A 12037-nucleotide genomic window follows, 5' to 3' on the forward strand; every position below is an offset into this window, starting at 1 on the left:
AGCTCTCTGGAACTCATGCCATGAATACCCTTAAGTCTCTGTGCCGCCTCTACGTTGCTGCATTTTTCTTTTTCTTTGTTTCCTTTGCCCAGGCAGAAACCGTTCCTCAACAACTGACTTTTGATTTTCAGACCATTCAGGTTTCGTCCGCCCTACAGCTTTTAGCTGATTACCGCGGCTTGAATCTTGTTTTAGACGAAAACGTCCGTGGTTCACTTTCTATGCGAATGAAGGATGTATCATGGGATGAAGCCATCGAGTATGTAACATCGGCCAAGGGCCTTTTATATACTGTTGACGGTAAGTTTCTTCGTGTTAGTGGTTATCCACGGCCAAGTGATTCATATTCGGCAAACTCATACGTTCCTAATCAAGATCCGCAAATTCAAAATAGTCCTTCCTTTGGCGTCAACTCTTTTGATGTTTCGATCTTCAAGGTGCATAACATTTTGGCGTCTGACGCAATAAAAGCATTTCCTCTTGATTCTGGAGAGACTCTGAATTTTGAAGACGGTTCTTCGATCATCGTTGCCAGGATGAGCAAGGCGCGTTTAGAGCATCTTAAAACCTTGATTGCTGCTGTTGATTACTCCAGGAAGCAAGTCATGATCCAGGCTCGTATCGTCGAGGTGGACCGCTCGTATTCCAAGAATTTGGGCGTTCAATGGGGTGGCACTGTAGGCAGCGGTGCTGGGACTGTTTCAGGCTCTGTGCCGCTTGGCCTTGCCTCTGGTGCCATCGGTGCTGTTGGCATTGTCTCAAGCGCTTTGACGCTCGATGCGAGGCTTTCAGCTATGGAGCAGGAAGGTAAGGGTAGGGTGATTTCCAGCCCTCGTGTTTATACCTCTGACCGTCATCAAGCCAAAATTGTTAAAGGCTCTCAGGTTCCTTATCAGCAATCGGCCGGCGATGGTGCAACATCGACATCTTTCAAGCAGGCTGCTCTGTCGCTCGACGTGACTCCGATCGTTAACGATAAAGGCGTGCTGCTGGATGTCATCCTGTCAAAGGATGAGCCTGATTATTCCAACGCCATGAATGGCGTGCCGCCGATCAACACGACCTCGCTGACTTCCCGGGTTTTTTCTCCGTTCGGCCAGACCATTGCCTTGGGCGGGGTTTATTCCGACGTCGATACCACAGTCGTTAAAAGCGTGCCGTTCCTGGGTAAAATCCCTGGCTTCAAATGGTTGTTCACCAGTAGCTCGACGGTATCGACGAGCACTGAGCTGGTTCTTTTTCTGACACCTGTCTTGGTTGAACCAATATAACTAGATTAAATAGTCATTTAGTTTAGTTATTCTATTTGTTCATATGATGAGGGTAAGGTACCTCATGCGCATAGGTCGTCCTACCCGTTACCTCGTTCTCCAGGGTGCATATTTATTATTTTGGTTCCAAAACCATCAATTGTTGGCTGAGCCCATGCTTTTTATCTGTGTAGTTCGCCAGATATGGTACCTTTCGGCTGCGAACAATTGAGTTTGGAGGTTGCTATGCTGGTCAAGATTCAAGACGTACCTGAGGACCTGGTGCAGACCTTAAAAGAAATTACGGGAGCTCAAACGGGTTCTAAGGCATTTCTAGAGGCTGCTCGGCTTATGCTTAGACTGGACCAAATAACGGATAAGCAATCTACAGAGTTGGCACGTTTGCGCGCGGAGGTTAAACAGTATCGCCAGCTTCTCCAGATGCTCCGACAAGGTAGCCAAGATCTAGCTGAGCTTGCTGCGAAAGATCCCAAAACTATCGAAAGCGATACCGATGAGGGTTACGCCTGGTGGGATCCTCAAGAAACAGCTGTTGGCCAATGAGGCCTGGGGTTGCCTTCAAATCTGACCACAGAGCCTCCCAGCTCCGCATAGGACGGTACGCATAATTCGACGTACGTTATGTTAGCGAAGCCGTCCAGCAGGACGAATCAGGCGCCGGGAAAATTGCGAAGCCCCGGCGTCTGATTTACACATAGCGTGCATTATGCGTGGCCTTCACGAAACAGGCGCTTCACTAGGTGCAATCAGGGAGAGATTCCGGCTATGCCGTTTTGAGCCCGTGAAATAGGTGCTTCACCAGGTGCAATCAGGGAGAGATTCCGGCTATGCCGTTTTGAGCCCATGAAACACGCGCTTCATCAGGTTCAACCAGGGAGAGATTCCGGTTATGCCGTTTCGCACTCGCGAAACATTTCCGGATTTCTGAAAGGCAAAAGCCCAGTCACTGATGACCGGGCTCTGCAAGTGCCTCAAGGGCTACGCAACGGATATTACCGAGTTAGCGTTTCGCTGCCAAATCCCATGCTAAATGATTGCAAAAGCCAACCAGGTAATCGTCTATTTTCCCAAATTTGCTATCAATTTCCTCTTTATCCAAAAACTAGAATTCCAATTGTTGACCTGCCTTTACAGCGCCTTCTATATTCAGAATTCGGGACTACTCACCAATTTTCAAAGGGCATTTATGACTGAAGATGATTTAGTAAAATCGCTGGAAGATTTTTCTGTAGCTGAAGCTTTCAAGAACGCAAAAGGCAGCAAAATCAATGAGTTTCGTATTTTCTGGATTCACAAATCCAAAAATGCGGAGGAAAGCTATATGCAATTTCAGCGAGCCATGTCTGGTGATCATGAGATTTCGTTAGTCAAGATATCTGAGCTGCAGGAGCACTACCTCAAGCTGTGCCAATACCACTACGTTCTTTCAAAAAAATCTCAGCTTGTCGTCACTGAAGATGCTGAGGTTTTGAGCGCTGTAAATTCACGGCTTGATCAGGCTGAGCAGTGGAAATATTACGCAGGCGAATGCCTTGATACGATTCGTGATTGGACCTTTGAAGCAGGCCTTTCCGTATTTTCACGGCCTGATCAGTGAGTTGAGTATCACGCCCTTTAATTCTGCTGATCTCGGCCTACTCGAAGGGCATTAGGCGCTATGCCTTGACACTTGCGTCAGGTTTGGTCGAAGATTCTGGCGAGGGCTCAATAAGAGCAGGGCTGATCTGAGTGATGACGATATTGGCAGATCAGTGTGGATTGTGTGGGTCGTCACCCACATGGTAGCGGCATCGAGTTATGCGTTTTAGCTCGTTGGCATGTGACCCAATTCTTCAGGATTAGCTAAGCAAGCGCTGCGACTACCGACCCTCAATCCTGCTGACCTCGACCTGCCCGAAGGGCATTAGGCGCTACGACTTTTCCTGGTGAAAACCTCAATGTTTCCGCGCCGATACCCGGCAACGCCGGCCGGTCGACCCTCAAAGAAAAACCCCAGCGTTCCTGAGAGCCCTGGGGTTTTTTATCGCGTTCAAATTGTCTTTAGTCGCTGTGGTGTCTCATCGCGCCTTGATTTGCCCAAGGCTTCATCCCGGCTTTATCGCGCAGCTTGCGCGGTCCCGTGATGAGCAGACGCCATCGCAGGTTAGGTCCCGGAGGTCAGCTCAAAGCTTCTTCTAATTGTCGAAGCAAATCAGCTTCGTCTGCACCCAATAGAACCGCTTCCTTGACCTGCAGGCGTCCGTATTTCTCTCCGTCGACGACGGCACAGACGCCAATTTCTTGCCCTGGCCATCGCAGATTGAGGGTGTCACGGTGCTTCGGTTCATCACCGCCATCATGTTTAGAAATAAAGGCACCAGAGCGCATATCTATTACGCCGCCTTCCCGCAGTGCCGTGAAAAATTGCGGCAGGCTGGCCAGAAATTTAAGCAGCGGATGGTTTGACGTGGTTGGCATGCTGTTCCTTGCTCCAAAAAATGAATGATGACTTGGGCGATCCGGGTGGGGGTGCTGTTACACCCCCACTTTACCGAAGACTTCTTCGGTTTCCGACTTCACTTGCTCGCTTTTTCGTAGCGTTTCAATGGTAGAGCGAGGTTCTGTCGCTGCTTGTTTTCTTCCTTGTGAGCGTCGTCGAAATTGCGAATTTTCTCTAGCTCAAAAACGCGCTCCTGAACCAGCATTGCTCGGATGACTCGCTTGACTGTCTGTCGCGTCTCTTCTTCGGTTTTCCCTAATTCGCGCACCAGTAGTGCCAGGTCTCCGTCCTCAGTCAGCTCGTCGTCGTCGAACATGATCTGATCAGCTGAACAGCCCAAAGAGATGATTACCTTTTTGAGGTTTTCTGCTCGAGGGCTCGAAACCTCCCGCTCGATGTCTGCAAGCGTCCGCTCCGGGATACCGCTCAATTTTGCTAGCTCCTTCAGCTCAAGACCTTGCTTGAGCCGCTCTTGCCTGATCCTGGTGCCGATGCCCATTTTGCGTCTCCGAATGCGGTTTACCGTTTCTATCGGACAAGTATCGGCTAAAAACCGTTCTTTTTCTCTTGACTCAAACGGAAGACCGCCTATCATTGCGGAATACCGTCCTTTCGGATGCAGTTAACCGCTTTTGACTTGTCAGTAAGGCGCTCGGATGTTCATAGATTGGCTAACCATTTCGCAGGAGCACGACCACGATCTACCTCTCGTGTGCGACGTGTTTACCTTGACGATAGATGCCAATACAAACGAAGTCCTTAGCACTCGCCAGCCTCGTTTCAAGCATGAGGCCAGCTTTTCGACATCGGTCACCATTCATGTTCAGGGTCGCAAGATCCGCGTTGAAGGAAATCCCAGCCGGGTAGGGCGGCTCGACAACTTGTTTGGTTTTACTTCTATCGAGCAATGCGTCTCGGTTTACAACGCGCTGTTGCGTGAATACGGCCTTCCTGGTTTTACCCGCTGTACTCGCATTGATATTCGCCAGGGTGAGTCAGGAGCAAAGTGCGGCGACCGTATTGGCGATGGGGCAAAGATTGAACGGATAGATTTGACCACCAACGTTTCATTGGGGGAGGGCAATGTTCTTGCCTATCTGCGCGGCGTTTCTAGCCAGCGAATCGGTCATTCCATCGGCTTTCTGTATCCCAACGGGCGCACTGTTGCTTGGACTTCTAAAGGAAACGGTAAAGGCGGTCGTCTTCAATATCGAAAGGCGTATGACAAGGCCTTTGAAATGGATCAGAACTGTCTTCCAAAGACTAAGCGTGTCTTTGGTGAGGACTCAGAAGAATACAAATATGTTCAGCGAGTTAAAAACTACTGCGCACAAGAAGGCGTAGTTCGCATGGAACAAGAGCTTAAGAGCGAATATTTACAGCGTGAGGCCCTTTGCTATTGGGGCTTATTTGATGAAAGGCGTCTGGCCGAGCTCCATAGTGAGTTTTTAAAAATAGATGAAAAGTTAAAGGTGACTGCAATGGACCTTCAGAGTATTGCTGACAAACTGATTGAACAAGGTATTTGTAAGGGCAGGGCTTCTGCAAATGCCACTTCCTCTTACGCCATTCTATGGATGAGTGGTCATCATCACGGTTTGTCTCAGCGTGCTTTTGAAACGCATGCGGCTCGTCTTAATAAAATCGGCATTAATATTCGTAACGCTTGTGATACCAGTCGTTTTGCTCCGGTGTTTGTCCGCCAGTGTCGCGAGGTGACGAAAAGCACTTTGGCTGTGCCAACTTGGTATCAGCGCCCTAATCACCTGCACCAGGTTGCAGCGTGAGGACTGTAAGTTTTCAAGGCGTTCAGCTTACAAGCGGCCAGAAACGGCGTTTAGCTGAACAACAACAAGTGCGTGGTTCTTTCATTAATCCTGTTCTTGCTCAACAGGTCGAACAGACGTTCAAGGCTGTCGAGGCACGAAAAGAGCAGGGCGTTAAGCCTGAGCGTATTTGGTTTGTAGAGCGTCAAGAAGTAGGAACATCCTGTGTGGCCGAATGGATGGGTTTCTGATGGATAGGGTTGCTTATCAATATCTACGCTTTGCAGTAGAGGCGGAGTTTCTAAATGCTCTCAACAATCCTCAATGTGATGAACGTGCTGGGATCAATAGTCTTATGCGCTTGTTTTTATCTGCATTGGCTCAGCAAGAAGTAACTCGTCAACGTGCTGCACGAAAATTCAAAACCTTCAGGCGTAATCCTGAAGCCATAGCGCCCAGTTGGGCATACCGCAAGCCCGGCACTGTTCCCGGCTTTCCAACACTAAGATAGGGGCAGTATTAATATGGATGGAACTGTAATCAAGAAGACTTACTGCACTAAAACACAAGTGCTTCTTAAGGTCCGTGTAAAAAAATCTGGCCACTCACGTTATCTGAAAATTTATGACAAGGCTGATTTTGAATTGGCCGGACTCCGCATTGAAATAGATTTCAAAACTCCAAAAAGCTAACTTGCCGCCCAGTTGGGCATACCGTAAGCCCGGCACCGCTCCAGGCTTTCCAACATTGAGATAAGGGCATCACCATGTCTAATATTATTGTCGTCGAAGTAACTGGCAACCACCGTAGTGGTACTGCTGCTAAATCTGGTAAACCATACTGTATGTTTGAAGCATATGCTCATTTACCAAATATCCCGTATCCACAAAAGTGTACCTTTTACGCCGAGACTCCTCAGCAGGTTCCTCAGCCGGGAAAATATGAGTGTGATGTAATTGCGCAAGTACGTGATGATCGTCTTATTTTTGAAGTTGATCCGCGCCAAGGCCGCCGTATTAGTTCCGGTGCTCCTGCTTCTTCTGCAACTCAGAAGCCTGCGTAATGTCTGGCACCCTCTATTGTCCATCCGACATTTCAACCGAGGGTGGTATTCCGGTCTGTTCTTCATCATGGGAGGTCGTTAACAACTTGCCTCCTTTTGATCCGTCTCAGCTTGATCCAACTGTTTTGGCTCAAGCATTTGGGGCCGGATTTACCTTAGTCGCGTTCTTCATGGTCGGGTCTATGGGAATTCGGACGGTTTTAAACTTCATCAAACAATCCTGAGGATTTACCCATGTTCAAAAAGTCGTTTGCTGTAGCTGTTTCCGCTGTCGCCGTTACTGTCGCTGCTCCGTCTGTTTTCGCTGCTGAAGGTGCAGCAGCTTGGGATTACACTGGTCTGACTTCCTCGATCGACTTCAGCACTATCTCCGTGGGTGTCCTGGCTGTGGCCGGTATCCTTGCCGGTGTTTATGCCGGTATCAAAGGTGCCAAGATCGTTCTGGGTTTCCTGCGCGGTTAAGTCGTATTCCATGCGTGACCTGGGCGTCTTCGGGCGCCCTTTTTTTTATCAAAATTTGAGGCCGTTACATGGACCAACTCTATTATTTCGCCATGTTCGTCATTGGTTCTGGTTGTTCTTTCGCTGTCTTCTCGGGGTGGTGAAATGAAGTTCCTTTATGTGCTGCCTCTTTTGTTCTTGGCTTTATTTTCATCATCTGCTTTTGCTGGATGGAAATGCAACACCACAACTACCGCAGGATTTCCAAGTCAGTGCTCCAGGGCAAGTGTTAAAGATTCTCCTGAAACTCTGATCACTGCTTTTGTTGATGCTGTTGTTGCTCTCAATACAAACGTAAACCGAAAGGACTATAAGGCCGGTGTTTGCACCATGAACGGCTCAGAGAATGCCATTTGCGGCTACTCGTATACGTCTTTCGGCACAGTCACGAATAACAGCATCGGCGCTATTAAAGAAGCTGTTGTTTGTCCTGGAACTATTGAGGTTCGCGGGCCTGACTCTCCGTTAATTAAATCAAGCACTGATGGTAAATATTATGTCTCGTGGCGAACTGAGTCTGTTGAGTCTGACATTTGTCATAATTCATGTTCTTATTTGGCTAGCTCTGCACAATCAACTGGTTCCAGCTGTTACCGTTCTTCTGGTTCTACTAGCAGTGGTTTTTGTAACTTCTTCGTGGGTCTTAATTCCCCGAGTCCTTCATGCTCAGCTGAGGCCGGATATACCGCCCCGGCCGTTGGCGATCCACTCAACCCCAGTACTGATCCTGGCGACGGCGGCGACGATGGCACCGATCCTGACCCTGGGGATGGAGGAAATCCAGGCGATGGTGGTGACGGTGGGGATGGTGATTCCGGTTTTGACGGTGAGCTCTCTTTCTCTAATCCCGGATCGTTGAAAGCTGATTCTGTTTTAGATAGTGAGGTTAACGCTGTTCACTACCAGGCCTTTGTTCATGGTATGCAAGTTGATCTTAACCATTCTGGTTTTGGTGTTGCTATGGAGGAATTCCAGCAGAAAATATCCGCCTCTAACTCCGGTGGTACATGCCCAACTGCTGACATAGCAATCCTAGGCACTATCATTACCTTCGATGCACATTGCGTATTGTTTGCGGAAATTTCTCCGATATTAAGTGCCGTTTTTCTTGCTGCTTGGTGCTTGGTCGCGCTTCGCGTTTTTCTTTCTGCATGATTTCGTTTCTAAGGTCGGAGTGATTTATGACTGCTTTTAGTGACTGGCTTTTATCCATTTTTCAAGAGATATTGCAATTCTTTATTGATGCTGTTGTTTCTATTGCTGATTGGCTTTATCAAGCCCTTTTAGACCTGATTAGCACGAGTTTTATTGTTGCTCTTATCACTAATGCAGGTGAATTGTTTACTGCTATAGATCCGTCTGTTTGGTATTTCCTTAATATATTTCAAATTCCTTTCGGGATCACTGTAGTTACCAGCGCTTATATGTTGCGTTTTCTTGTTCGTCGTATTCCGTTTATTGGGTGATTTATGGCTATTCATGCTTATGTTGGTAAACCTGGGCACGGCAAAAGTTACGGCGTTGTCGAACATGTTGTAATTCCTTCGTTGAAACAAGATAGGCATGTTGTCACTAATATACCTTTGTCAATTGATGATCTTTTGGCCACTTACGGGGGGAATATTACTCAATTGCCTGATAATTGGTTTGAGCTTGATGACCTTTCCGAGATTATTCCGTCTGGATCTGTCGCTATCATTGACGAATGCTGGAGGAGGTGGCCTGCCGGTAAAAATGTTAATCAAGCTAATCTATCTGATAAGTCACTGCTTGCTGAGCATAGGCATCGTGTCGATGATAAGAACAATTCAATGCGCGTTGTTCTTGTAACTCAAGACCTTGCTCAGATCTCGTCATGGGTGCGTCTTTTAATCGAGACTACTTATCGGATTAGGAAAATCACCAAAAAGACCTTTAAGGTTGATATTTATAATGGCGCTGTTACTGGTGATGCACCCTCAAAAACAAAGTTAATAAGGACTACAGCAGGCAATTTTAAGGCGTCCGTGTATTCATTTTATAAGTCTGCTACTCAATCAAACTCTGGTGTCGTGGGTGATGAGTCTTCCGCAGATGGCCGTTCAAGTATTCTGCGTTCCTTTGGCTTATGGGCTGCGCTAGGTTGTTTTATCGTTTGTATTGTCCTGGGTGTTTATTTTGTTAAAAGGTTTTTTACTACCGATCAACCTGGTGTAAAGAATGCGGCTTCCTCTTCTGCTCCCAAACAACCCAGCGCACCTGTTGAGCCTCCAATTTCAACGACGTGGCGGCTTGTTGGCTTTGTGCATCCTTCAAAGCCCGATCCATCTTCAAAGGCAGTGTCTGAGGCTCTTGCCCTGGTAGCCGATAACAACGGGAATACTCGGTACATTTCTTTTTCTCATTGCCGATATTTTCCGGACTTTACTGAGGCTTATTGCTTAGTTGACGGCTTCAAAATTACTAATTGGTCATTAAAGAAACCTAACCCAATTACAGGTGGGTTAATTGGGGGAGGTCTTTAGCGTAGCGCTAAGACCGCTCCCAATTAATCAACCAGCTCTCTGGAACTCATGCCATGAATACCCTTAAGTCTCTGTGCCGCCTCTACGTTGCTGCATTTTTCTTTTTCTTTGTTTCCTTTGCCCAGGCAGAAACCGTTCCTCAACAACTGACTTTTGATTTTCAGACCATTCAGGTTTCGTCCGCCCTACAGCTTTTAGCTGATTACCGCGGCTTGAATCTTGTTTTAGACGAAAACGTCCGTGGTTCACTTTCTATGCGAATGAAGGATGTATCATGGGATGAAGCCATCGAGTATGTAACATCGGCCAAGGGCCTTTTATATACTGTTGACGGTAAGTTTCTTCGTGTTAGTGGTTATCCACGGCCAAGTGATTCATATTCGGCAAACTCATACGTTCCTAATCAAGATCCGCAAATTCAAAATAGTCCTTCCTTTGGCGTCAACTCTTTTGATGTTTCGATCTTCAAGGTGCATAACATTTTGGCGTCTGACGCAATAAAAGCATTTCCTCTTGATTCTGGAGAGACTCTGAATTTTGAAGACGGTTCTTCGATCATCGTTGCCAGGATGAGCAAGGCGCGTTTAGAGCATCTTAAAACCTTGATTGCTGCTGTTGATTACTCCAGGAAGCAAGTCATGATCCAGGCTCGTATCGTCGAGGTGGACCGCTCGTATTCCAAGAATTTGGGCGTTCAATGGGGTGGCACTGTAGGCAGCGGTGCTGGGACTGTTTCAGGCTCTGTGCCGCTTGGCCTTGCCTCTGGTGCCATCGGTGCTGTTGGCATTGTCTCAAGCGCTTTGACGCTCGATGCGAGGCTTTCAGCTATGGAGCAGGAAGGTAAGGGTAGGGTGATTTCCAGCCCTCGTGTTTATACCTCTGACCGTCATCAAGCCAAAATTGTTAAAGGCTCTCAGGTTCCTTATCAGCAATCGGCCGGCGATGGTGCAACATCGACATCTTTCAAGCAGGCTGCTCTGTCGCTCGACGTGACTCCGATCGTTAACGATAAAGGCGTGCTGCTGGATGTCATCCTGTCAAAGGATGAGCCTGATTATTCCAACGCCATGAATGGCGTGCCGCCGATCAACACGACCTCGCTGACTTCCCGGGTTTTTTCTCCGTTCGGCCAGACCATTGCCTTGGGCGGGGTTTATTCCGACGTCGATACCACAGTCGTTAAAAGCGTGCCGTTCCTGGGTAAAATCCCTGGCTTCAAATGGTTGTTCACCAGTAGCTCGACGGTATCGACGAGCACTGAGCTGGTTCTTTTTCTGACACCTGTCTTGGTTGAACCAATATAACTAGATTAAATAGTCATTTAGTTTAGTTATTCTATTTGTTCATATGATGAGGGTAAGGTACCTCATGCGCATAGGTCGTCCTACCCGTTACCTCGTTCTCCAGGGTGCATATTTATTATTTTGGTTCCAAAACCATCAATTGTTGGCTGAGCCCATGCTTTTTATCTGTGTAGTTCGCCAGATATGGTACCTTTCGGCTGCGAACAATTGAGTTTGGAGGTTGCTATGCTGGTCAAGATTCAAGACGTACCTGAGGACCTGGTGCAGACCTTAAAAGAAATTACGGGAGCTCAAACGGGTTCTAAGGCATTTCTAGAGGCTGCTCGGCTTATGCTTAGACTGGACCAAATAACGGATAAGCAATCTACAGAGTTGGCACGTTTGCGCGCGGAGGTTAAACAGTATCGCCAGCTTCTCCAGATGCTCCGACAAGGTAGCCAAGATCTAGCTGAGCTTGCTGCGAAAGATCCCAAAACTATCGAAAGCGATACCGATGAGGGTTACGCCTGGTGGGATCCTCAAGAAACAGCTGTTGGCCAATGAGGCCTGGGGTTGCCTTCAAATCTGACCACAGAGCCTCCCAGCTCCGCATAGGACGGTACGCATAATGTATATTATGTTAAACGATGTGTCAGAGCGGAACTTCTACCGATGTGGCATTTGCCAATAAACCGGACTTTGCCCGTAATTACCAGAATTCAACAAAATCAATCGCATCCGCTCCCTACCTCCTAAGCTCTCGAGCTGGCCCCTGCCCTGATTATCGATTCTTCAGAGTTGAAAACCAGAATCCCAATCGTCGTTTCAATAAACATCGACTCTTTCCGTTAAAGCGTGCGCTGAGACGGGGAAATGTGATCTTTGTTGTCGGCACTACTTAGTCTATGCTTCCCTCGGAGAATTGGTATCTCCAGCATAATTCTTCAGGCAAACGGTCTTGATCAGATTCGACGAAATTCGTTTGCCTAGGCGATAATACCTCCAGCCCAGTTAAGAACAATTATGGTTTTTTGTGTAGGACTCATCCATGGTTGGGCCTTCGGTTCCTCATCCTTTGTTCCCACCGCTAGGGTTGCTCAACGACCATGCTCATGCTGAGCTGCCCATAAACTTGGAAGTTCGCCGGCGTTTGGAGGCCGTTCCCGAACA

General features: G+C 47.7%; 16 protein-coding genes. 14 read left to right on the top strand and 2 right to left on the bottom strand.

Going from position 1 to position 12037, the window contains the following annotated elements:
- Positions 1-20: 20 nt before the first annotated feature.
- The 3 genes from RHP74_RS14665 to RHP74_RS14675 all read left to right on the top strand — a co-directional run bounded on the left by RHP74_RS14665 (position 21) and on the right by RHP74_RS14675 (position 2868).
- Positions 21-1271, top strand: a complete 1251-nt coding sequence (locus RHP74_RS14665) for a pilus modification protein PilQ (RefSeq protein ID WP_311100166.1) — start codon at positions 21-23, stop codon at positions 1269-1271.
- A 225-nt stretch (positions 1272-1496) separates the two neighbouring features.
- Entirely contained in the window at positions 1497-1814 is a 318-nt protein-coding gene (locus tag RHP74_RS14670; protein ID WP_311100167.1) for a hypothetical protein, read from the top strand.
- A 643-nt stretch (positions 1815-2457) separates the two neighbouring features.
- Positions 2458-2868 carry a hypothetical protein gene (locus RHP74_RS14675; RefSeq protein ID WP_311100143.1) on the top strand — a complete coding sequence of 137 codons (411 nt, stop codon included), beginning with the start codon at positions 2458-2460 and terminating at the stop codon, positions 2866-2868.
- 560 nt (positions 2869-3428) lie between these two features.
- Here the strand turns inward: RHP74_RS14675 and RHP74_RS14680 are convergent.
- Positions 3429-3728 (bottom strand): hypothetical protein, encoded by a 300-nt coding sequence (locus RHP74_RS14680; protein WP_311100144.1) that lies wholly within the window; start codon positions 3726-3728, stop codon positions 3429-3431.
- A gap of 98 nt (positions 3729-3826) precedes the next feature.
- Positions 3827-4249: a helix-turn-helix transcriptional regulator gene (locus RHP74_RS14685; protein ID WP_311100146.1), complete on the bottom strand. Its 423-nt coding sequence runs from the start codon at positions 4247-4249 to the stop codon at positions 3827-3829.
- A 157-nt stretch (positions 4250-4406) separates the two neighbouring features.
- Here RHP74_RS14685 and RHP74_RS14690 point away from each other — a divergent pair, with 157 nt between their 5' ends.
- The 11 genes from RHP74_RS14690 to RHP74_RS14740 all read left to right on the top strand — a co-directional run bounded on the left by RHP74_RS14690 (position 4407) and on the right by RHP74_RS14740 (position 11431).
- Positions 4407-5537 carry a phage/plasmid replication protein gene (locus RHP74_RS14690; protein ID WP_311100148.1) on the top strand — a complete coding sequence of 377 codons (1131 nt, stop codon included), beginning with the start codon at positions 4407-4409 and terminating at the stop codon, positions 5535-5537.
- Positions 5534-5767 carry a hypothetical protein gene (locus tag RHP74_RS14695; RefSeq protein WP_311100150.1) on the top strand — a complete coding sequence of 78 codons (234 nt, stop codon included), beginning with the start codon at positions 5534-5536 and terminating at the stop codon, positions 5765-5767. The genes RHP74_RS14690 and RHP74_RS14695 overlap by 4 nt, the downstream gene beginning before the upstream one ends.
- On the top strand, positions 5767-6027 hold the full coding sequence (locus tag RHP74_RS14700) for a hypothetical protein (RefSeq protein ID WP_311100152.1): 261 nt from the start codon (positions 5767-5769) through the stop codon (positions 6025-6027). The genes RHP74_RS14695 and RHP74_RS14700 overlap by 1 nt, the downstream gene beginning before the upstream one ends.
- Positions 6028-6282: 255 nt before the next feature.
- A complete protein-coding gene (locus RHP74_RS14705) occupies positions 6283-6579 on the top strand; it encodes a propanediol utilization protein (RefSeq protein WP_311100154.1) in 297 nt (98 codons plus the stop codon).
- Entirely contained in the window at positions 6579-6803 is a 225-nt protein-coding gene (locus RHP74_RS14710; protein ID WP_311100156.1) for a hypothetical protein, read from the top strand. Before RHP74_RS14705 ends, RHP74_RS14710 begins: the two co-directional genes overlap by 1 nt.
- Before the next feature lie 10 nt (positions 6804-6813).
- The gene (locus RHP74_RS14715; RefSeq protein WP_263272907.1) at positions 6814-7041 is read left to right on the top strand and encodes a major capsid protein; all 228 of its coding nucleotides are present in this window, start codon (positions 6814-6816) and stop codon (positions 7039-7041) included.
- A 144-nt stretch (positions 7042-7185) separates the two neighbouring features.
- Positions 7186-8235, top strand: a complete 1050-nt coding sequence (locus tag RHP74_RS14720) for a hypothetical protein (RefSeq protein ID WP_311100158.1) — start codon at positions 7186-7188, stop codon at positions 8233-8235.
- 26 nt (positions 8236-8261) lie between these two features.
- The gene (locus RHP74_RS14725) at positions 8262-8546 is read left to right on the top strand and encodes a DUF2523 family protein (protein ID WP_311100161.1); all 285 of its coding nucleotides are present in this window, start codon (positions 8262-8264) and stop codon (positions 8544-8546) included.
- Between the two features lie 3 nt (positions 8547-8549).
- Positions 8550-9584 carry a zonular occludens toxin domain-containing protein gene (locus tag RHP74_RS14730; RefSeq protein ID WP_311100164.1) on the top strand — a complete coding sequence of 345 codons (1035 nt, stop codon included), beginning with the start codon at positions 8550-8552 and terminating at the stop codon, positions 9582-9584.
- Between the two features lie 53 nt (positions 9585-9637).
- A complete protein-coding gene (locus tag RHP74_RS14735; RefSeq protein WP_311100166.1) occupies positions 9638-10888 on the top strand; it encodes a pilus modification protein PilQ in 1251 nt (416 codons plus the stop codon).
- A 225-nt stretch (positions 10889-11113) separates the two neighbouring features.
- Positions 11114-11431, top strand: coding sequence for a hypothetical protein (locus tag RHP74_RS14740; RefSeq protein ID WP_311100167.1), 318 nt, complete (start codon positions 11114-11116; stop codon positions 11429-11431).
- The last annotated feature ends 606 nt before the right edge of the window (positions 11432-12037 follow it).

It is taken from the genome of Pseudomonas sp. SG20052 (assembly GCF_031766055.1).
In the GTDB taxonomy this organism is placed as follows: domain Bacteria; phylum Pseudomonadota; class Gammaproteobacteria; order Pseudomonadales; family Pseudomonadaceae; genus Aquipseudomonas; species Aquipseudomonas mandelii.

Excerpts from the sequence above, each read along its gene's own strand:
- RHP74_RS14720 (WP_311100158.1), top strand. The coding sequence starts at position 7,186 with ATGAAGTTCCTTTATGTGCTGCCTCTTTTGTTCTTGGCTTTATTTTCA.
- RHP74_RS14675 (WP_311100143.1), top strand. The coding sequence starts at position 2,458 with ATGACTGAAGATGATTTAGTAAAATCGCTGGAAGATTTTTCTGTAGCT.
- RHP74_RS14715 (WP_263272907.1), top strand. The coding sequence starts at position 6,814 with ATGTTCAAAAAGTCGTTTGCTGTAGCTGTTTCCGCTGTCGCCGTTACT.
- RHP74_RS14740 (WP_311100167.1), top strand. The coding sequence starts at position 11,114 with ATGCTGGTCAAGATTCAAGACGTACCTGAGGACCTGGTGCAGACCTTA.
- RHP74_RS14670 (WP_311100167.1), top strand. The coding sequence starts at position 1,497 with ATGCTGGTCAAGATTCAAGACGTACCTGAGGACCTGGTGCAGACCTTA.
- RHP74_RS14690 (WP_311100148.1), top strand. The coding sequence starts at position 4,407 with ATGTTCATAGATTGGCTAACCATTTCGCAGGAGCACGACCACGATCTA.
- RHP74_RS14705 (WP_311100154.1), top strand. The coding sequence starts at position 6,283 with ATGTCTAATATTATTGTCGTCGAAGTAACTGGCAACCACCGTAGTGGT.
- RHP74_RS14730 (WP_311100164.1), top strand. The coding sequence starts at position 8,550 with ATGGCTATTCATGCTTATGTTGGTAAACCTGGGCACGGCAAAAGTTAC.
- RHP74_RS14685 (WP_311100146.1), bottom strand. The coding sequence starts at position 4,249 with ATGGGCATCGGCACCAGGATCAGGCAAGAGCGGCTCAAGCAAGGTCTT.
- RHP74_RS14700 (WP_311100152.1), top strand. The coding sequence starts at position 5,767 with ATGGATAGGGTTGCTTATCAATATCTACGCTTTGCAGTAGAGGCGGAG.
- RHP74_RS14725 (WP_311100161.1), top strand. The coding sequence starts at position 8,262 with ATGACTGCTTTTAGTGACTGGCTTTTATCCATTTTTCAAGAGATATTG.
- RHP74_RS14680 (WP_311100144.1), bottom strand. The coding sequence starts at position 3,728 with ATGCCAACCACGTCAAACCATCCGCTGCTTAAATTTCTGGCCAGCCTG.
- RHP74_RS14735 (WP_311100166.1), top strand. The coding sequence starts at position 9,638 with ATGAATACCCTTAAGTCTCTGTGCCGCCTCTACGTTGCTGCATTTTTC.
- RHP74_RS14710 (WP_311100156.1), top strand. The coding sequence starts at position 6,579 with ATGTCTGGCACCCTCTATTGTCCATCCGACATTTCAACCGAGGGTGGT.
- RHP74_RS14665 (WP_311100166.1), top strand. The coding sequence starts at position 21 with ATGAATACCCTTAAGTCTCTGTGCCGCCTCTACGTTGCTGCATTTTTC.